Annotated in this window: 19 protein-coding genes; 9 read left to right on the plus strand and 10 right to left on the minus strand. The window is 72.4% G+C overall.

Annotation, left to right across the window (positions count from 1 at the left end):
* Window positions 1-44: 44 nt before the first annotated feature.
* From ACK4YQ_RS14315 to ACK4YQ_RS14325, 3 genes are read left to right on the plus strand one after another with little or no spacing between them, the layout of a single operon-like run.
* Window positions 45-644, plus strand: a complete 600-nt coding sequence (locus ACK4YQ_RS14315) for a TetR/AcrR family transcriptional regulator (protein WP_409612096.1) — start codon at window positions 45-47, stop codon at window positions 642-644.
* A 55-nt stretch (window positions 645-699) separates the two neighbouring features.
* Window positions 700-1,851, plus strand: coding sequence for an epoxide hydrolase family protein (locus tag ACK4YQ_RS14320; RefSeq protein WP_409612097.1), 1,152 nt, complete (start codon window positions 700-702; stop codon window positions 1,849-1,851).
* A complete protein-coding gene (locus tag ACK4YQ_RS14325) occupies window positions 1,848-2,861 on the plus strand; it encodes a threonine aldolase family protein (RefSeq protein WP_409612098.1) in 1,014 nt (337 codons plus the stop codon). The genes ACK4YQ_RS14320 and ACK4YQ_RS14325 overlap by 4 nt, the downstream gene beginning before the upstream one ends.
* On the opposite strand, the gene ACK4YQ_RS14330 is transcribed toward ACK4YQ_RS14325, so the two are convergent.
* The 4 genes from ACK4YQ_RS14330 to ACK4YQ_RS14345 form a co-directional block, all read right to left on the minus strand.
* Entirely contained in the window at window positions 2,858-4,561 is a 1,704-nt protein-coding gene (locus tag ACK4YQ_RS14330; RefSeq protein ID WP_409612099.1) for an alpha/beta fold hydrolase, read from the minus strand. The two genes, ACK4YQ_RS14325 and ACK4YQ_RS14330, sit on opposite strands and share 4 nt — an antisense overlap.
* A 69-nt stretch (window positions 4,562-4,630) precedes the next feature.
* Window positions 4,631-5,629, minus strand: a complete 999-nt coding sequence (locus tag ACK4YQ_RS14335; RefSeq protein ID WP_409612100.1) for an NAD(P)H-dependent flavin oxidoreductase — start codon at window positions 5,627-5,629, stop codon at window positions 4,631-4,633.
* 90 nt (window positions 5,630-5,719) lie between these two features.
* A complete protein-coding gene (locus ACK4YQ_RS14340) occupies window positions 5,720-6,682 on the minus strand; it encodes an acetyl-CoA carboxylase carboxyltransferase subunit alpha (RefSeq protein ID WP_409612101.1) in 963 nt (320 codons plus the stop codon).
* 78 nt (window positions 6,683-6,760) lie between these two features.
* Window positions 6,761-7,663, minus strand: coding sequence for a LysR family transcriptional regulator (locus tag ACK4YQ_RS14345; RefSeq protein ID WP_409612102.1), 903 nt, complete (start codon window positions 7,661-7,663; stop codon window positions 6,761-6,763).
* Window positions 7,664-7,743: 80 nt separating this feature from the next.
* On the opposite strand from ACK4YQ_RS14345, the gene ACK4YQ_RS14350 reads away from it, so the two are divergent.
* Complete coding sequence (locus tag ACK4YQ_RS14350) at window positions 7,744-8,769, plus strand: YeiH family protein (RefSeq protein WP_409612103.1); 1,026 nt, start codon at window positions 7,744-7,746, stop codon at window positions 8,767-8,769.
* Between the two features lie 4 nt (window positions 8,770-8,773).
* Here ACK4YQ_RS14350 and ACK4YQ_RS14355 read toward each other — a convergent pair whose 3' ends face one another.
* Together ACK4YQ_RS14355 and ACK4YQ_RS14360 are read right to left on the minus strand one after the other, a co-directional pair.
* Window positions 8,774-9,691: a site-specific tyrosine recombinase XerD gene (locus ACK4YQ_RS14355; RefSeq protein ID WP_409612104.1), complete on the minus strand. Its 918-nt coding sequence runs from the start codon at window positions 9,689-9,691 to the stop codon at window positions 8,774-8,776.
* The gene (locus ACK4YQ_RS14360; RefSeq protein WP_409612105.1) at window positions 9,688-10,998 is read right to left on the minus strand and encodes a hypothetical protein; all 1,311 of its coding nucleotides are present in this window, start codon (window positions 10,996-10,998) and stop codon (window positions 9,688-9,690) included. Before ACK4YQ_RS14360 ends, ACK4YQ_RS14355 begins: the two co-directional genes overlap by 4 nt.
* Before the next feature lie 66 nt (window positions 10,999-11,064).
* Here ACK4YQ_RS14360 and ACK4YQ_RS14365 point away from each other — a divergent pair, with 66 nt between their 5' ends.
* The 4 genes from ACK4YQ_RS14365 (at window position 11,065) to ACK4YQ_RS14380 (ending at window position 14,469) form a co-directional block, all read left to right on the plus strand.
* On the plus strand, window positions 11,065-11,613 hold the full coding sequence (locus ACK4YQ_RS14365; RefSeq protein ID WP_409612106.1) for a shikimate kinase: 549 nt from the start codon (window positions 11,065-11,067) through the stop codon (window positions 11,611-11,613).
* Window positions 11,610-12,722, plus strand: coding sequence for a 3-dehydroquinate synthase (gene aroB / locus ACK4YQ_RS14370; protein WP_409612107.1), 1,113 nt, complete (start codon window positions 11,610-11,612; stop codon window positions 12,720-12,722). The genes ACK4YQ_RS14365 and aroB overlap by 4 nt, the downstream gene beginning before the upstream one ends.
* Window positions 12,719-14,011: an HlyC/CorC family transporter gene (locus tag ACK4YQ_RS14375; RefSeq protein ID WP_409612108.1), complete on the plus strand. Its 1,293-nt coding sequence runs from the start codon at window positions 12,719-12,721 to the stop codon at window positions 14,009-14,011. Before aroB ends, ACK4YQ_RS14375 begins: the two co-directional genes overlap by 4 nt.
* 80 nt (window positions 14,012-14,091) lie before the next feature.
* Window positions 14,092-14,469 carry a response regulator gene (locus ACK4YQ_RS14380; RefSeq protein ID WP_409612109.1) on the plus strand — a complete coding sequence of 126 codons (378 nt, stop codon included), beginning with the start codon at window positions 14,092-14,094 and terminating at the stop codon, window positions 14,467-14,469.
* Window positions 14,470-14,473: 4 nt separating this feature from the next.
* Here the strand turns inward: ACK4YQ_RS14380 and ACK4YQ_RS14385 are convergent, their stop codons facing one another.
* The 4 genes from ACK4YQ_RS14385 to ACK4YQ_RS14400 form a co-directional block, all read right to left on the minus strand.
* Window positions 14,474-16,726 (minus strand): molybdopterin cofactor-binding domain-containing protein, encoded by a 2,253-nt coding sequence (locus ACK4YQ_RS14385; protein WP_409612110.1) that lies wholly within the window; start codon window positions 16,724-16,726, stop codon window positions 14,474-14,476.
* Window positions 16,723-17,676: an FAD binding domain-containing protein gene (locus tag ACK4YQ_RS14390; RefSeq protein WP_409612111.1), complete on the minus strand. Its 954-nt coding sequence runs from the start codon at window positions 17,674-17,676 to the stop codon at window positions 16,723-16,725. Before ACK4YQ_RS14390 ends, ACK4YQ_RS14385 begins: the two co-directional genes overlap by 4 nt.
* Entirely contained in the window at window positions 17,673-18,179 is a 507-nt protein-coding gene (locus tag ACK4YQ_RS14395) for a 2Fe-2S iron-sulfur cluster-binding protein (protein WP_409612112.1), read from the minus strand. Before ACK4YQ_RS14395 ends, ACK4YQ_RS14390 begins: the two co-directional genes overlap by 4 nt.
* Window positions 18,180-18,264: 85 nt before the next feature.
* Window positions 18,265-18,537 (minus strand): BolA family protein, encoded by a 273-nt coding sequence (locus ACK4YQ_RS14400; protein WP_409612113.1) that lies wholly within the window; start codon window positions 18,535-18,537, stop codon window positions 18,265-18,267.
* A gap of 52 nt (window positions 18,538-18,589) precedes the next feature.
* Between ACK4YQ_RS14400 and ACK4YQ_RS14405 the strand changes: the two genes are divergently transcribed.
* Complete coding sequence (locus ACK4YQ_RS14405; protein ID WP_409612114.1) at window positions 18,590-19,249, plus strand: J domain-containing protein; 660 nt, start codon at window positions 18,590-18,592, stop codon at window positions 19,247-19,249.

Raw genomic sequence — 19,249 nt, forward strand, 5'->3', positions numbered from 1 at the left:
AAGCGCTAACCCATGGCAAGCGTTTTCTGCGTAAGCCAAATCCGATGCCCAGAGTCCTGTCCGAGTCCGACGTCGCCGACTTCCGCGAGCGCCTCTGCGAGGCGGCTGAGCGCCTGTTCGCCGACAAGGGCCCCGAGGCCGTGACCATGCGCCAGCTCGCCGCCGAGCTGGGCGTCAGCCCCATGACGCCATATCGCTACTTCAAGGACAAGGACGACATCCTGGCGGCGGTGCGCACCAGCGGCTTCGACCGCTTCGCCGAGGCCCTGGAAAGCGCCTACGCCAAGCCCGCCTCGGCCCGCTCGCGGGGCGCGGCCGTGGGCGAGGCCTATGTGAACTTCGCCTTCGAGCATCCGCAGACCTACAAGCTGATGTTCGACCTGAACCAGCCCAACGACGGCGCCTATCCGGACCTGGAGCGCGCCGGCGCCCGGGCCAGCGACACCATGAGCCGCTACGTGCGCACCCTGGTCGCTGAGGGCGTGCTGCAGGGCGACCCGGTGGAGATCGGCGCGATGTTCTGGGTGGCCAGCCACGGCGCGGTCAGCCTGGCCCTGGCCGGCAAGATCACCCAGGAGCGCGCGCGCGAGCTGATCGCGGCGATGAACTCGGCCCTTTCGCGGGGACTGCGCCCGGCCCCTTGACGGCCCTCGCGGCAGGCCCTGGAAGTTGCGCCCAGACAACACGAGGGAGCGCGTCATGGCCGGGGTGAAGCCGTTCAAGGTGGAGTGGAGCGAGGCGGCGGTCTCGGCGGTGCTGGACCAGGTCCGCGCCTATCCATGGCCGCCGGCGCCGCAGGTTTCCGACGGCTGGGCCTATGGCTGCGACGGCGCCTACCTCAAGGCCTTCTGCGAGCGCTGGGCCGGCGGCTGGGACTGGCGCGGCGCCGTCGCCGACCTCAACCGTTTCGACCAGTTCACCGCCCGCGTCGAGGACTTCGACCTGCACTTCCTGCATGTCGTCGGCGAGGCCGGCGGCAAGCGGCCGCTGATCGTCACCCACGGCTGGCCCGGCTCGCACTACGAGTTCTGGGGCGCCATCGAGAAGCTGGCCTTCCCATCGCGCTTCGGCGGCGATCCGGCCGACGCCTTCGACCTGGTGATCCCCTCCCTGCCCGGCTTCGGCTTCTCGTCCAAGCCGGCCCGCCCGATCGGCCAGCGCACCACCGCCCGGCTGTTCAACACCCTGATGACCGAGGTGCTGGGCTATCGGTCCTATCTCGCCCAGGGCGGCGACTGGGGCGGCCTCGTCACCTCCTGGCTCGGCAAGGACCACGGCGCCCACGCCCGGGCCATCCACCTGAATATGATCGGCTTTCGCCCGCATGGCGGGCCGCAGTCGCAGGACGAGATCGCCTGGATCACCCGCCAGGGCGCGATGATGGACGTGATGGGCGCCTACTTCCGCCTGCAGGCGTCCAAGCCCCAGTCGATCGCCTGGATGGCGGCGGGCAATCCGGTCGGCCAGGCCGCCTGGATCATCGAGCGCTTCCACGACTGGTCCGACCTGCGCGCCAAGCCCTTCGACCAGGTCCATCCCGTCGACGCCCTGATCACCAACATCATGATCTACGTGATGACGGACAGCTTCACGACGGGCGCCTGGTACTATCGCGGCCTGCTCGAAGAGGGCGGCGTGGCCCTGGCCGAGGGCGAGCGCTGCGAGACGCCGACCGCCTTCGCCAACTTCCCCGGCGAGCCCCTCTACACCGCCCCGCCGCGAAGCTGGGCCGAGCGCGCCTACAACATCGCCCGCTGGAGCGAGATGCCCCGCGGCGGCCACTTCGCGGCGATGGAGGAGCCCGATCTTTTCGTGGACGAGGTCCGCGCCTGGGGTAGAAGCGCCGGGTGACCCGCCCCCGTTACGATTTCGCCTCAGACAACACCGCGCCGGCCGCGCCCGAGGCGATCGACGCCCTCCTCGCCGCCAACCAGGGCTTCATGGCCTCCTACGGCGACGACGAGGTCAGCGCCCGCGCGGCCGACCTGATCCGCGGCCTTCTCGACGCGGACGCCGAGATCCGCTTCGTCGCCTCAGGAACCGCGGCGAACGCGATCGCCCTGGCCGCCCTCTGCCGGCCGTTCGAGGCGGTTCTGTCCCACGGCCATTCGCACGTGGCCACCGACGAGACAGGGGCGCCGGGCTTCTTCGGCCACGGCCTGGGGATCACCGCCTTGGAGGGCGCTTCGGGCCGCATCGCTCCGGAGGCGCTGGACCGGGCGCTCGCCGCCCACGACAGCGCCCACCACCAGTCGCCTGCCGCCCTGTCGCTGACCAACGCCACCGAGTACGGAACGGTCTATTCCGACGACCGGCTCGCCGCCCTGACCGCCCGCGCCCGCGGGGCCGGCCTGAAGATCCACCTGGACGGCGCGCGGCTCGCCAACGCCATGGCCGCGGGGTGCGACGCCAGGCTCCTCGCCCGCGCCGGCGTCGATATCCTGGTGGTCGGCGGGACCAAGGCGGGCATGACCCCAGCTGAAGCCCTGGTGATCTTCGACAATGCCCTGGTCCGCCGGTTCGACGCGCGCCTGAAGCAGTCGGGCCAGCTTCCCTCCAAGTCCCGCTTCTACGCCGCCCCCTTCGTCGGCATGCTCGAGACCGGCGCATTCCTTCGGCGCGCCGCCCACGCCAACGCCATGGCCCGAAAGCTGGCGTCCCTCTCGCCGTTCAAGACCGTCCACCCCGTCGAGGCCAACGGCGTCTTCGTGGAGATGGACGGGGCCGCCCACAAGCGCCTCCTGGGCAAGGGCTGGCAGGTCTACCGCTTCCTGGACGGCACGGTGCGCTTCATGTGCTCCTGGGCCACCACCGAGGAGGCTGTCGAGGCCCTGGGCGCCGACCTGAAGGCCATCGCCTAGCCTGCGAGCCAGGCCACGATCTCCGGCCAGTGCTTGTGCGGCAGGAAGTGGCCGATGTCGGGGAACACCCGCACGTCCGGGGCCAGGTCGCCGAGCCAGCGCGTGGCCTCGCTCGGCGGCGATTGCGGATCCTGCGCGCCGTGCCAGAGGGTCACCGGCGCCGTCACCGGCGGCGTGCAGAACCCCGGTTCGCGGGCGGCGCACTTCACCTCGTCGGCGATCCCGCGGGCCGTCACCGCCAGGGATTCCAGCATGTAGTCGGTGATGAACTCCAGGACCGCCGGATGCGCCGCCAGATAGGCCGCATCCCCGGGGGCGGTGGCGCCGGTGCGCACGATCCGCGCGACCTGGCTGCGCGTCATCTGCAGGCGCATCATGGCGAACACCGTGTCCGACAGCCAGGCGCTGCGCATGAGCCGGCGGCGGAACTGCGCCAGCCGGTGCCCCGGCTCCCGCTCCGAGTCGGGGGGCAGGCCCGGGGGCCGGGCCGACACCAGCAGGACCCGACGCGCCGCCTCGCCCAGCGCCTCGGCCGCGCAGAGGGCGAAGGCCGCGCCCGACATCACCCCCACCACCTGGACGTCGCTCAGCCCCAGGCTGGCGCAGACTTCCGCCAGGTCCGCGCCGACGCCTTCGAAGCTGTAGTCCGCGCGCGGCTCGGAGCGGCCCACCCCGGGCCGCTCAGGGCAGATCAGGCGAAGGCCAAAATCCCGCGCCAGGGCGTCCGACCCCCTGGGCAGCAGGCTCGATCCCATGCCCTGGTGCACGATCAGCACCGGCCGGCCGCGCAGGGCGCCATAGTCGCGATAGGCGATGCGCCGTCCGTCCGTCAGACGCAGGAAGCGGGTCTGCGGCGCCGCTTCGGCCGCCCCCCGCTCGGTCGCCAGGATGGCCGGCCCCCGCACTTCGTCGGCCTGGAACACGCCGGCCAGGGCGCCAAGCTGGGTGAGCGCGCGCACCAGCTCGCTCTGCCGGTTCAGGCCCATCTTGTCGAAGATCGCGCGAAGCTGATTGCGGACGGTGTTGACCGACACCCCAAGGTCGCGGGCCGCCTCGGCCAGGGTCTGGCCCTCCTTCAGCCGCGCCGCCAGCCGCGTCTCCGCCGGCGTCAGGCCGAAACTCTCGCGGATGCTGGCCCAGAGCCGATCGGTGCTCTCGACCGCCGGGAAGATCAGGGCCACGCCCCGCTCCGGCGGGCGCGCGTCGGGCAGGCTCGCCGCCAGCGCCGGCGGCAGGGCCTCCACCGGGACGACATAGGCGAAGTGCGGTCCCTCGTCCTCGGCCTGGGTGAACTTGACGATGACCTGGCCGGTGCGCGCCGCCTCCAGCCGGCGGCGGGCCTGGGCCAGCGCCTCGTGGTTGGAGGGATCGAAGAAGCGCAGCCCCTGCGCCTCGATCAGGCCCAGGCGCTGCTGGAACACCGCCTCCCCGGCCGCGTTGCAGCTCGCCACCCCGCCCGAGGGGGTGATCAGCACCACGCCCACCTGCGGGCCCGGGGCTTCGATCGGCTGGGCCGCCGCCCGCACCAGGCTGGCCGCGGTCTCCTCGCCGATGGGCTCGGCGACCGGCTCGCCCAGGGCGTCGATCACCTCTTCCCAGCGTTCCGGATTGGCGGCGACGGCGTACATCGTCTCGATCACGAACGAGACGTTGGCCTTGGCCTTGTCGGTCAGCCCTGCGAGTCGAGGCGGCGTCTGCACGGGCTTAAGTGTACACGACCGGCAGGCGCGGCAAGCCCGCGTCCGCCATGCGCAGACGGGTTCTCAGGATCAGGCCGGCGCCAGGCTCCTCAGGCCGGCCAGCCGCGCCAGGCGGCCGGAGATGATGTCTTCGGCCTCGCGCACGATCCGGCTGACCAGTTCGCCGCAGGACGGAATGTCGTGGATCAGCCCCTGGATCATGCCCGCCGACCAGATGCCGTAGTCCGGATCGCCCTCTTCGTAGACGACCCTGCCGCGAACCCCGGCCACCAGGTCCTTCACGTCCTCGAACTTGGCCCCGCCCCGGCGCTCGATGGCCACGACCTCGTCGGAGACGGCGTTCTTCGCCACCCGGGCGGTGTTGTGCATGGTGCGGAAGATCAGGTTGGTCGCCCGCTCGTCGTTGGCGACGATCTGCTCCTTCACCTTCTGGTGGATCGGGCTTTCCTTGGTGCACATGAAGCGCGTGCCCATGTTGATCCCTTCGGCGCCCAGCGCCAGGGCCGCCACCAGGCCGCGCCCGTCGCCGAACCCGCCCGAGGCGATCATCGGGATCTTCAGCTTGTCGGCCGCAGCCGGAATCAGGATCAGGCCGGGGATGTCGTCCTCGCCCGGGTGGCCCGCGCATTCGAAACCGTCGATGGAAATGGCGTCCACGCCCATCCGCTCGGCCGAGAGCGCATGGCGCACGGCGGTGCACTTGTGGATCACCTTGATCCCGTGCTCCTTGAAGTGGTCGACATGCTCCTGCGGCTTGTGGCCTGCGGTCTCGACGATCTTCACGCCCGAATCGATGATCGCCTGGCGGTACTCGGCGTAGGGCGGCGGATTGATCGCCGGCAGGATCGTCAGGTTCACGGCGAAGGGCTTGCTGGTCAGCGTCCGCGCCCGGTCGATTTCGCGGCGCAGGTCGTCCGGCGTGGGCTGCGTCAGCGCGGTGATGATGCCCAGGCCCCCGGCTTCCGACACCGCCGCGGCGAGTTCGGCCCGGCCGACCCACTGCATCCCGCCCTGGACGATCGGATGCTCGATCCCCACAAGCTCCGTGAACCGCGTCTTCAACGCCATGGCGTTTCCTCCAAACGATCGTTTGGATGACAGTGAACAGCCGGACGCTGGGTCAGGCAAGCGCAGGTTTCCTGAAAGCGCGGTCGCGCCCTAGTGCAGGCCCTCGCGGCCGATGGCGTAAAAACGCTCGGCCCGCTGCGCCTTCAGTTCGCTCGGCCCCATGTTGCCGAGCGCGGCGATCTCCTGCTCGACGGCGTCGCCCACCGCCTTGATCGCCGCGGCGGGGTCGGAGTGCGCGCCCCCCGGCGGCTCGGCCACGATGCGGTCGATGATGTTGAACTTCAGCAGATCCTGGGCGGTGATCTTCAGCGCCTTGGCCGCCTCTTCGGCGGTGCGCGAGCCGCGCCACAGGATGGAGTTCGCCCCTTCCGGCGGGATCACCGTATAGATGGCGTGTTCCAGCATCAGCACGCGGTTGCCGCAGGCGATGCCCAGCGCCCCGCCCGAGCCGCCCTCGCCGGTGACCACGGCCACCATCGGCGTCTTCAGCAGCAGGCTCTTCTCGGTGGCGCGCGCGATCGCCTCGGCCACGCCGCGCTCCTCGCTGCCGACGCCCGGATAGGCGGCCGCGGTGTCCACCAGGCTGATGACCGGCAGGTTGAACTGCTCGGCCAGCTCCATCAGGCGGATCGCCTTGCGGTAGCCTTCCGGCCGGGCGTAGCCGAAGTTGTGCTTCACACGGCCGACGGTGTCGCGGCCCTTCTCGTGGCCCATCACCACCACCGGCTGGCCGCGGAACCGGCCAAGGCCGCCCATGATCGCCTGGTCGTCCGCGAACTTGCGGTCGCCGCGCAGCTCCACGAACTCGTCGATCAGGGCTTCGCAGTAGTCGACGAAGTGGGGCCGGTCGGGGTGGCGGGCCACCTGGGTCTTCTGCCAGGCGTCGAGGCCGGAATAAGCCTCCCGGCGCAGCTCCTGGGCGCGGGCGCGCAGCGCCTCGATCTCGGCGTCGAAGGCGCCGACGCCGGCGGTCTCCGAAAGCTTGTCCAGCTCCTCGATCTTGGCTTCCAGTTCGGCGATCGGGCGCTCGAACTCGAGGTAGTGGGCGGCCATGCGGGGGAATCTTCTCTGCGCCGTTGGCGAAGCCGCGGAAATTAGGCGCGATCCGGCGCGGTCACAAGGGCGTCGGGGTCAGCCGCGCCCCGGCCGGTCCAGGCCGGGCGCTGAGAGCGAGGCCACGAAGGCCGCCGCCGCCGCCCCTAGCCCCCGTTCCTTGTGGGACACGAGCACGAACTCCCGGGCCCCTAGCTCAAAGGGCAGGGCGACCACCCGACCGGTCTCCACGTGGGGCCGCGCGGCCAGTTCCGAGACGGCGGCGATCGCCTGGCCGTCGGCGACGGCGGTGAGCACGGCTTCGTTGGACGGCAGTTCCAGGGCGATGCGCAGGGCCGCCGGGTCGACGCCCTGGGCCTCCAGCCCGCGGTCGGCCGCCGCCCGAGTGCCGGATCCGATCTCGCGGCAGATCCATGCGGCGCTCTGCAGCGCCTGGCGCGTGACCGGGGTCTGCGCCAGAAGGTGCGTCGGGGCGGCGTAGACGGCCAGCCGGTCGCCGCCGACGGTGCGGGCGTTCAGCACGGCGCACTCCACGCGCCCCTCGACCACCGCCAGGGCGCAGGCGCCCTCCACCACCCGGGCCGCGGCCTGGGCGGTGTTGCCCACCGTCAGGCGCGTCTTCACTCCGGGATAGGCCAGGGCGAAGCGGGCGAGCCGGGCCGGCAGCCAATAGCTCGCCACCGTCTGACTGGCGGCGACCGCCAGGGCGCCGCGCCGCAGCCCCGCCAGGTCGTCCAGCGCCGCGGCGGCCGCCTGCGCCTCGGCCAGCACCGCCTTGGCCCGCGGCAGGAACATGCGTCCGGCGTCGGACAGTTGCAGCCCGCGCCCGACCCGGTCGAACAGCCGCGCCCCATGGCGCGCCTCCAGGGCGGCCACGGCGGCGCTGGCCGCCGACTGGGTGATGTTCAGCGCCCGCGCCGCACGGGTCACGTGCAGGTGCTCGGCGACGCTGACGAAGATGCGAAGCTGCTCCAGGTTCATGGCGAATGATCACTAATTTCGATCATTCAGATCAAATCAATTCGTTGGATTTGTCAGTAGCCGGAGCCCACGGTGCGGCCATGGCAACGCCGCGCCGCCCCATCCGACAGCTCGCCGCCCTTGCGCCCGGCGTGGCGCTCTGCCTGGCGGTGACCGCGGCGGCCTTCGGCGCCGAAGCGCTGGAGACGCGGTGGGGCGGCCGGGCCTGGCTGGAGCCCCTGGTGCTCGCCATCCTCCTAGGCGCTCTTGTCCGCACCCTCTGGACGCCGGGCGAGCGCTGGGCGCGCGGCGTCGACTTCTGCGCCAAGACCCTGCTCGAGGTCGCCGTCCTTCTGCTGGGCGCGACGATCAGCGCCGGCGCGGCGCTGGGGGTGGGCGTTCCCTTGCTGGCGGGCGTCGCCCTGGTGGTCGCCGCCAGCCTCGCCGCCGGCTACGGCATCGGCCGGCTGTTCGGCCTGCCGCACCACATGGCCACCCTGGTCGCCTGCGGCAATTCAATCTGCGGCAACTCGGCCATCGCCGCCGTCGCCCCGGTGATCGGCGCCCGGCGCGAGGACGTGGCCGCCGCCATCGCCTTCACCGCCGTGCTCGGCGTGGCGGTGGTCCTCGCCCTCCCCGCGGCGGCCGCGGCCCTGGGCATGAGCCCGCGCGCCTCCGGCGTGCTGGCGGGCCTGACCGTGTACGCCGTGCCCCAGGTGCTGGCGGCGACCGCCTCCACCGGGCCCCTGGCGCTCCAGGTCGGCACGATCGTGAAGCTGGCCCGCGTGCTGATGCTGGGGCCGGTGGTGCTGGTCCTGTCCCTCGCGGGCCGGGGTGCGCGCGACGCGGGCAAGCTGCGCCTGCACCGCCTGGTCCCCTGGTTCATCCTCGGCTTCCTGGCCCTGGCCGCGCTCCGGTCCCTGGGCTGGTTCCCCGCCCCCCTGGTCGCGCCGGCCGGCCATGCGGCGACCTGGCTCACCGTGATTTCCATGGCCGCCCTCGGGCTGGGCGTCGACATCCGGGCCGTCGCCCGCGCCGGCGGCCGGGTGGCCGCGGCGGTCACCGTCTCGTTCGGGGCTCTGGCGGTCGTGGCCCTGCTGCTGATCGCGGCGCTGAAGATCGCCTGACGGCCTAGGACTTCCGCCCCAGCGGGTGCTTGGTCGCCACCACCTCGGCCAGGCGGTCCTCGGCCACGTGAGTGTAGATCTGGGTCGTGGCGATGTCGGCGTGGCCCAGCAGCGTCTGGACCACCCGCAGGTCCGCGCCGCCCTCGAGCAGATGGGTGGCGAAGGCGTGGCGCAGCACGTGCGGGCTGACCCGGGCCGGATCAATGCCGGCGTCGGCCGCGGCCTCGTCGAGCAGTTGGGCGAAGCGGCGGGGCGTCAGCCGCCGCGCCTTGCCGCGAGACGGGAACAGCCACGGATTGCCAGCGTCGCCCTTGGGCAGGAAGTCCTTGCGCGCCTCGAGCCACGCCCGCACCGCCTCGCGCGCGGCGCCGTTCAGGGGCGCCAGCCGCTCCTTGCCGCCCTTGCCGTTGACGATCAGATAGGCCGGATCGCGGGCGAGCGCCGACAGCGGCAGGGCGGTCAGTTCCGAGACCCGCAGGCCCGAGGCGTAGATCAGCTCGATCATGCAGGCCAGCCGCAGCCCCTGCCCCCCGTCCCGCGCCGTGGCTGCGGCGATCAGCCGGTCGACCTCCTCGCGGCTCAGCACCTTGGGCAGGGGCCGGCCCTTGCGCGGGGCGTCCACCCGGCGCGAGGGATCGTCCGCGCGCCAGCCCTCGCCCAGGACGAAGCGATAGAACTGGCGCAGCGAGGCCCGCCGCCGGGCGGCCGTGGCCGGCGAGAGGCCCCGCGCGCCCAGGGCGGCGAAATAGGCTTCCACGTCTTCGGCCGTGGCCCGGTCCAGTCCCGGCCCGCGGGCGGCCAGGAAGCCGCGGGCGTCCTCCAGGTCCTTGGCGTAGGCGGTCAGGGTGTTCTTGGCCGCCGCGCGCTCGACCGCCATCATCTCCAGGAAGGCCTCGGTCCAGCCGGCGTCCTGGCCGCTCATTTGAGGGCGATCAGGCCTTCGAGGGCGAAGGCGCGGGCGTCGGCCTCCAGCCCGGCCTGGCGCAGGGCGCGCACGATACGGGCCCGGTCGGCGGGGGCGGGGCCGCTCGCCCCCGCGTCGGCGGAGGTCCAGATCGCCAGCAGCGCGGTCTCGCCCATCAGCTTCTGTTCGGCCGCCAGGTCCATGGCCAGGGTTCGCGCCGGCGGCGCCTTGGCCTCGCCGGCCGCCGCCGCGGCCAGCTCGCCCCGCCCCTCCGGGCTCAGCGGCGCGCCGAGAGCGGCCAGGTACAGGGCCGCGGCCTGCATGCGCGCGCGGCCCGCCGCATCGCCGACGCCGCCCCGCTCCAGCAGCCGGTCAAGGGTAGGGCCGTCGGGGGTTCCCGTCGCGGCGGCCAGCATGGCGTCCAGCAGGGCCAGGTCCTGGGCGCTCACGCCAGGCTCGTCGCGCATCAGTCCGGCGCGGATCAGCCGCGCCCCGGCGACGTCGCCGCCGGCCAGCATGGCCATCGCCGCGTCCGCCAGGCCGGGGCCCGACGGCAGCGTCCAGGTCGCGGACACTGGCGCTTCGCCGGACAGCGCCGCCGCCACCGCCGGCGCGGGCTTCGCCTGGGAAAGGTCGAGCCCGAGGCTGCGCGACAGGGCGTAGTCCAGGCCGTTGCGCAGGGAGGCCGCGCCAGGATCGCCCGCGCCGGCCAGCTTCGCGCCCATCAGCCGGCCGAACACGGCGTCCCGCGCCTGGCCCTGGGCGAGGTCGAAGGTCAGCCGCGCCGCCCCCGCGTCCCCCGCCCGCTGCCGGCAGAAGGCGCGCAGCCGCAGCCAGTAGACGGCGTCCCGGTCCGCGGCCAGGGACTCGCCGATCTGGCAGGCGCGCGCGTCGTCGCCGGCCAGCAGGGCCGCCTCCGCCGCCGCCTGCGCCAGGGCCGGCGAACGCTCGACGTTGGCCGTCCGCGACAGGATCGCCGCCGCCCCCGGCGCATCGCCCAGGGCGATCAGGGCCTCGATCCGCGCGCCGGCCAGGGCCGGATCCTCCCCGGCGCCTTGCGGTCCCGCCGCGCCGGTCGCCAGCACTCGCAGCGCCAGGGCGCGGGCCGCCGGCGACAGGGGCTTGGCCGACACCAGCGGCAGCACGGCGGCCATCGTCCGCGGCGAGGTCCCGCGCCAGAGGTCGCCGGGCAGTCCCGTGTCGCGGGCCCCCGGCGAGAACAGGTCGGGCGCGGCGAGCGGGGCCACCTGCACGCCCTGGGCGTGGGCCGTGGCGGCGAGGCAGGCGGCGGCGAGCGCGGCCAGCCAGGGCGGACGACGGATCATGACGACAGCATAGCCAACGCGGAACATTGGCGCGACCCCGGCTGGTCGTGTAGACCTTCGCCGTTCATGGACCGATATGCACCTCTGCGCGCCCGCACCATCACCCTTGTCGGTCTGATGGGGGTGGGCAAATCCAGCGTGGGCCGGCGCCTGGCCAACGCCCTGGACCTGCCCTTCCGCGACGCCGACACCGAGGTCGAGGCCGCCGCGGGCCGTTCCATCCCCGACATCTTCGCCGAGATGGGCGAGCCGGCCTTCCGCGAGGGCGAGCGCCGGGTGATCGCCCGCCTGCTGGACGAGCCGCCCCACGTCCTGGCCACGGGCGGCGGCGCCTTCATGAACGCCGAGACGCGCCGGCTGATCAAGGAGAAGTCCATCTCAGTGTGGCTCAAGGCCGACCTCGACGTCCTGGCCCGCCGGGTCGGGCGAAAGGACAACCGGCCCCTGCTGAGCGGCAAGGACCCGGTGGCGGTGCTGAAGGCCCAGGCCGCCGAGCGCTACCCGGTCTACGCCGAGGCCGACGTGACGGTGGAAACCGGCGACACCGCCCACCACGTGACCGTCGACCAGGTGATCCGCGCCCTCACCGCCCATCTGGAGCGGACCTCCGCATGATTCGCACCGTTCCCGTCGGCCTGGGCGCGCGCGCCTACGACGTCCTCATCGGCGCCGGCCTCCTCGACGCGGCCGGCGCGCGCATCGCCCCATTCGTCAAGCGCGGGCGCGTGGCCGTGGTCAGCGACGAGACGGTCTTCGCCCTGCACGGCGCGCGCCTGACCGCCTCGCTCGAGAGCGCCGGCCTCGCCGCCCCCGCCGTGATCGTGCCCCCGGGCGAGGCGACCAAGAGCTTCGAAGGCCTGGCCGATCTCTGCGACCGCCTACTCGCGCTGGAACTGGACCGCGGCGACCTGATCGTCGCCTTCGGCGGCGGCGTCGTGGGCGACCTCGCCGGCTTCGCCGCGGCGATCTACAAGCGCGGGATCGACTTCGTGCAGATCCCCACCACCCTCTTGGCCCAGGTGGACTCCTCGGTCGGCGGCAAGACCGCCATCGACACCCCCCGCGGCAAGAACCTGATCGGCGCCTTCCACCAGCCACGGCTGGTGCTGGCCGACCTGGACGTGCTCGGCACCCTGTCCGCCCGCGAGATGCGCGCCGGCTACGCCGAGGTGATCAAGTACGGGCTCCTGGGCGACCTTTCCTTCTTCCAGTGGCTGGAGGCTCACGGCGCGGCGGTGCTGGCGCGCGAGCCCCAGGCCCTGGCCCACGCCGTGGCTCGCTCGGTGGAGATGAAGGCCGAGATCGTCGCCGAGGACGAGAAGGAGGCCGGCCGCCGCGCGCTCCTCAACCTCGGCCACACCTTCGGCCACGCGCTGGAGGCCGAGACCGGCTATGGCGAAGCCCTGCTCCACGGCGAGGCGGTCGCCGCGGGCTCGGCCCTGGCGTTCCGCTTCTCCGCCGCCCAGGGCCTGTGCCCGGGGCAGGACGCCGAACGCGCCGTCGCCGCCATCGCCGGCGCGGGCCTGCCCACCCGCCTCTCCGAGATCTCGTCCCAGCCGTTCGACGCCGCCCGCCTGGTGCGGCACATGGCCCAGGACAAGAAGGCCGAAGGCGGACGCCTGACCTTCATCCTCGCCCGCGCCCTGGGCGAAGCCTTCACCGCCCGCGACGTCGACGCCGTGGCGGTGCGTGAATTTCTGTTGGCGGAGGGAGCCTCGCCGTGATCGCCGGCCTGCTGGCGGCGCTCGCGCCGTCGCTGATCGTGCTGCTGTCGCTGTCGGGCCTGATCTCGGCGGCGGAAACCTCAATGACCGCGGCCAGCCGCGGGCGCCTGCACCAGCTTGAGCGGGACGGAGACCGCGCCGCCGCCAGGGTCAACCGGCTGATCTCCAACCAGGAGACCATGATCGGGGCGATCCTGCTCTCCAACAACGTCATCAACATCGGCGCCTCGGCCCTCACCACGGCGGTGCTCACCGCCGTATTCCCGGGAGCGACCGGCGCCTTGATCGCCACCGCCATCGTCACCGTGCTGGTGGTGGTGTTCGCCGAGATCCTGCCCAAGACCCTGGCCATCGCCCGGGCCGACGACGTGGCCCGCACCCTGTCGCTGCCGACCTGGTGGCTGGTGCGCATCTTCGGGCCCCTGGCCAACGGCGCCCAGTGGATCGTTCGCCACACCCTCCGGCCGTTCGGCGTCAACCTCGACATGGAGGTCGACGTCCTCGCCGCCCACGAGGAGATCCGCGGCGCCGTGGAGTACCATCACGCCGAGGGCCTGGTCGAAAGCCGCGACCGGCGCATGCTCGGCGGCGTGCTGGACCTGGCCGACATGGACGTCAGCCAGGTGATGGTCCACCGCAAGTCCATCGCCATGATCGAGGTCGACCTGCCGCCCCGCGAGCTGGTGGCCGCGGCGCTGGAAAGCGCCCACACCCGCCTGCCGCTCTATCGCGACGACCCCGAGAACATCGTCGGCGTGCTGCACGCCAAGGACCTGCTCCAGGCGATCGCCGAGGCCGACGGGCGCATGGACGACCTGGACATCGCCGCCATCGCCCGCGAAGCCTGGTTCATCCCCGAGACCACCAAGCTCAAGGACCAGCTCAACGCCTTCCTCAAGCGCCAGACCCACTTCGCCCTGGTGGTGGACGAGTACGGTGCGCTGCAGGGCCTGGTCACCCTGGAAGACATCCTCGAGGAGATCGTCGGCGAGATCGAGGACGAGCACGATCCCACGGGCCTCGCCGGCGTCCGCCCGCAGGCGGACGGCATGGTGATGGTCGACGGCAAGGTGGCGATCCGCGATCTCAACCGGGCCATGGACTGGCACCTGCCCGACGACGACGCCGTCACCGTGGCGGGCCTTGTGATCCACGAGAGCCAGACCATCCCGCGGGTGGGGCAGACCTTCATCTTCCACGGCCACCGCTTCGAGGTGGTTCGCCGCGACCGCAACCAGATCACCGGCCTGCGCGTCTCGCCTCGGCTGGAGGCGGCCGACGGCGGCTGACGGTCGTGACCGTAGCCGTGCGCCCGCGTTCGCGCTATGCAATCCATGATTGATCATCGGGCGCTGGAGCAAAGAACAGAATGAGCGAAGGCGGAGGTCTGGACGGCCTGAGGGTCCTCGTCGTCGAAGACGAGATGATGGTCTCGATGCTGATCGAGGACATGCTCGGCGACCTGGGCTGCCAGGTCGTGGGCCCGGCCTCCCGCATCGAGGACGCCCTGGAGCTGATGAACAGCGCCGCCATCGATTGCGCCGTGCTGGACGTGAATCTCGGCGGCCAGCCGATCTTCCCCTTGGCCGACATCCTGCGCGAGCGCGGCCGCCCGTTCGCCTTCGCCACCGGCTACGGCGACGCCGGCCTTAGAGAGGCCGACCGCGGCACGCCGGTGCTGCAGAAGCCGTTCCGCGAGGTCGACCTGGCTCGCGTGCTGGGCGAACTGCGCAAGCTGGTCGGCTGACGGCCTAGGCCAGGCCGGCGAGCACCTTGTCCGGCGTCAGCGGGTAGTCGCGCACCCGAACGCCGCAGGCGTTGTAGACCGCGTTGGCCACCGCCGCCCCGGCGCCGGAGATGCCGAGTTCGCCCACGCCCTTGACGCCCATGGGATTGGCCTTGTCGTCGGCCTCGTCCAGGAACATCGAGTCCAGCTCCACGATGTCGGCGTGGGCCGGCACGTGGTAGCCGCCCATGTCCTGATGGACGAACGACCCGTAGCGCGGGTCGACCTCGTTGATTTCGGTCAGGGCCGTGCCGACGCCCCAGATCATGCCGCCGGTGATCTGGCTCTTGGCGGTCTTGGCGTTGAGGATCCGTCCGGCGGCGAACACGCCGAACATGCGCCGCAGCCGCACCTCCCCGGTGGCCGGGTCCACCCCGACCTCCGCGAAATGGGCGCCGTAGGTGTGCAGGGAATAGTCGCGCCGGTCGGCCGGCGGGGTGATCGCCCCCTCGGCGTAGACGCCCTCCGGGGCGGCCCGCGCCACCAGCTGCGCCAGGCTCTCCGTGCGATTCTCGATGCCGACCGTCCCGTCGTGGAAGTCCACTGCCTGCGGGTCGGCGCCGTAGACCGGCGAGCGCGGATCCTCCACCGCGAGCCTGGCCAGGGCCTTGCGCAGGTTCATGCCGGCGTCCAGCGCCGCCGAGCCGGCGGTCGAGGCGCCGAACTGTCCGCCCGATCCGGGCGCCGGCGGCAGGTCGGAATCGCCGATCTCCACCCGCACCTGTTCCAGCGGCACGCCGAGCGTCTCGGCGGTGATCTGCGCCAGGATCGTATAGGTGCCGGTGCCGATGTCGGTCATCCCCTGGCGCAGGGTGACGATCCCGTCGGCGCCCACGTGGGCGCCTGCCTTGGCCGGCAGCAGATAGTCGCTGCGGATCGCGGCGGCCATGCCCATGCCCACCAGCCAGCGCCCGTCGCGCACCTGTCCGGGGCGGGGGTTGCGGCGCTCCCAGCCGAACCGCTGGGCGCCCTCGCGCATGCAGCGCACGAGCTGGCGCGTGGAGAATGGGCGGCCGGTCTCCGGGTCGCGCTCCGGCTCGTTGAGCACCCGCAGCTCGATGGGATCGAGACCCAGCTTCTCGGCCAGCTCGTCCATGGCGCATTCCAGGCTGAGCATGCCGGACGCCTCTCCAGGCGCGCGCATTGGCCCGGCGCCGGGCAGGTCCAGCATCACCAGCCGGTGGCCGGTCAGTCGGTTCGGCGCGGCGTAGAGCGGCCGCGCGAAATTGGCGAAGTGCTCGGTGAACGGCGCCCATCGGGCGCAGTGGGTGTAGCCGTCCAGGGCGAAGGCGGTCAGCCGCCCGTCCGGCGTCGCCCCCAGCCGAACCCGCTGGATCGTGGCCGGACGGTGGATCGTCGCCTGGAACATGTGCTGGCGGGTGTAGGCCAGCTTCACCGGCCGCCCCAGCTCCCGCGCCGCCAGGGCGGCCAGGGTCAGGTCGTCGTAGGACTGGCCCTTCCCGCCGAACCCGCCGCCGATATAGCGGGTAAACAGGCGCACGTTGGCCGTCGGGATCATCAGGGTCTCGGCCAGGGCGTGCTGGCCGCCCTTGACCATCTGGATCGAGGTATGGACCACCACCTTGTCGCCTTCCCACCAGGCGGTCGTGGCGCAGGGCTCCATCTGCACATGGTTCTGCAGCGGGCTGGTGTAGGTCTCGTCCAGCTTCACCGACGCCTGCTCGAAGGCGGCCTCGAAATCGCCGACGCGCACGTCCTCCTCGCCCGGCGGCTGCCGGGCGGCCCCCAGGCTGGCCTCGAAAGCCACCGCCGCCGGCTCGGCGGCGTAGTCGAAGCGGATCAGCCGCGCCGCGCCGCGGGCGTTCTCGAAGGTGTCGGCCACCACCAGGGCCACGGTCTGGCCGAAGTGGCGCACCTCGTCGCTGTCCAGCGCGGGATTTGACGGCCGCTGGCTGCGCGGGTTGGCGCGCGCGCCCCGCTCCGCCTGGGCGGGCGCGTTCAGGTGCGTCCAGACCAGGTGTACGCCGGGCGCCTTTTCGGCGGCGCTCGCGTCCACGGCGACGATCCGGCCGCGGGCGATGCTCGCGCCGACGACGAAGCCGTAGGCTGCGGGCGAGGGAGTCTCCACCTCATAGGCGTAGGGCGCCGCGCCGGTCACCTTCAGCCGGCCCTCGTAGCGGTCGACGCCCTTGCCGATCAGGCCGCTGCGGTTCTCGACGACCGGATTGGGGGCGGCGAAGTCTGCGACCGAGCTCATGCGGCCCTCCCGTTCATGGCCTGCTCCACCGCGGCCGCGCCCAGGCGGGCCGCCAGGCGAATCTTGTAGTCGTTGCGCCCGTAGCCGCGGGCGCTCTCCAGCTCGGCCGCCATGGCCTCGGCCGGCGAGGCGCCGGCGGCCCGCGCCGCCTCTGCGCGGCTCGCCCGCCAGGGCTTGTGCGCCACCGAGCCCAGCGCCACCGCATCGCCGGCGACGGCCACGCTGACCAGGGCGAAGGCGTAGGACGCCCGCTCCCGCGCCTTGCGATAGACCTGTCCGCCCTGCGGCGGCGGCGGCAGCACCACCGCCGTGATCAGCGAGCCCGGCTCCAGGTTGGTGTCGTGCTGCGGCGCCGAATCCGGCAGCCGGTGCAGCGCCTCGATCGCCATGCTCCCCGTCTCGCCAGACGGCGAAAGCGTCTCGACCCGCGCGTCCAGGGCGGTCAGCGCCACGGCCATGTCCGACGGGTGCACGGCGATGCAGGCCTCGGTCGCGCCGAGAATGGCCGCGCCTTGGTTCAGCCCGTCCAGCGCCGCGCAGCCGGCGCCCGGCTCGCGTTTGTTGCAGGGCTTGGAGACGTCGTAGAAATAGGGACAGCGGGTCCGCTGCAGCAGGTTGCCGCCGGTGGTGGCCTTGTTGCGCAGCTGCTGCGTCGCCCCGGCCAGGATCGCCTGGGCCAGCACCGGGTAGCGGGCGCGCACCCGCAGGTCGTCGGCCACCTGGCTGTTGGTGGTCATTGCGCCGATGCGCAGGCCGCCCTCCGGCGTCTCCGAGATCTCGGCCAGGGGCAAGCGGCCGACGTCCACCAGGTGCGCAGGCCGCTCCACGTCGGCCTTCATCAGGTCGATAAGGTTGGTGCCCCCGGCGATGAATCGCGCGCCGGGCGTCTCGCGGACGGCGCGAACGGCGTCCTTGGCGTCCTCCGCCCGCTCGTAGGTGAACGGCCTCATGCGGGCTCTCCGGCCACGGCTCGCACGGCCGCGAGGATCTGGGGATAGGCCGAGCAGCGGCAGATGTTGCCGCTCAGGCGCTCGCGGATCTCGTCGTCTGTCAGGACCACCGGCGCGGTCAGGTCCGCGGTGGCGTGGCTGGCCGCGCCCGCCTCGGCCTCGGCCAGCATCGCCACCGCCGAGCAGATCTGGCCCGGGGTGCAATAGCCGCACTGGAAGGCGTCATGCTCCAGGAACGCCGCCTGCATCGGGTGCAGGTTCTCGCCGGAACCCAGCCCCTCGATGGTGGTCACCGCATCGCCGTCGTGCATCACCGCAAGGCTCAGGCAGGCGTTGATCCGCGCGCCGTTGACCAGCACCGTGCAGGCGCCGCACTGGCCGTGGTCGCAGCCCTTCTTGGAGCCCTTCAGGTTCAGGTGCTCGCGCAGGGCGTCGAGCAGGCTGGTCCGCGGGTCGAGGTCGAGCGTCCTCGCCTCGCCGTTGACCGTCATGGTGGTCTTCATGAGCGCCTCCCCAGTCTGCGCTACAGCCGGATGTCCGATCGGCCGCCTTGGTCGGCGGCGCATGTTCGTCGAGTCGTGTGACGGCTCAGGGCTCGCCGGGCGCCAGCGCCTTCACCGAAAGGGCGTGCACCGGGCCCGCCAGTTCCTCGGCGAGCGCGCGATAGACCATCCGCTGGCGCGCCACCTTCGGCGTCCCAGCGAAGGCCGGCGCCTCGATCAGCACGTTGAAATGGCTCTCCCCGCCGGGCCTGGCCCCCGCGTGGCCGGCATGGCGCGCCGACTCGTCCTCGATCTCCAGGCGGGTCGGCGAGAACGCTGCGGTCAGCTTGGTTTGGATGGCTTCAAATATGGCGCCCATCGGCCGCGTCTTCAATTCTTGAAAGGGAATCTTTGAACCTCATACTTGGGCCATGAGCGGCGCGTTTCAATACAGGCCCAAGTTCGTCGACATCCGCGTGCGCCCCCCCAAGCCGGGGGAGCAGGCGCAGGCCGAGGATGTCTATGCCCTGAAGCCCGGGGAGCGGGCTTGCGATCACCCTGGCTGCCGCCTGCCGGCGACGGCGCGCGCGCCCAAGTCGCGCGACATGCTGCACGAGCACTACTGGTTCTGCCAGCCGCACGCGGCTGAGTACAATCGCAACTGGAACTTCTTCTCCGGCATGAGCGAGGGCGAGATCCGCGCCCGCCGCGAGGAGGAACTGATGACCGGCGGTCGCCCCACCTGGGAGATGAAGGCCGGCCGGATGTCGCGCGAGGCGGCGGCCTTCACCGCCAACTTCGCCCGCGGCCAGGGCTATCGCGACCCCTACAACATGTTCGGCGGCGGCGGCCCCACCCCCCAGCCGCAGGCGCAGGCCCCGACGGGGCGGCGGCTCGGCAAGCTGGAGCGCAACGCCCTGGCCGACCTCGACCTCGACGAGGACGCCGAAGGGCCCAAGATCCGCCAGCGCTACACCGAGCTCGTCAAGCGCTGCCATCCGGACGCCAACGGCGGCGACCGCTCGGCCGAGCACAAGCTGCAGCGGGTGATCAAGGCCTACCAGACCTTGCGCAAGGCCGGGATGGTCTGA

Origin of the sequence: Phenylobacterium sp., assembly GCF_046291545.1 — a bacterium.
In the GTDB taxonomy this organism is placed as follows: Bacteria; Pseudomonadota; Alphaproteobacteria; order Caulobacterales; family Caulobacteraceae; genus Phenylobacterium.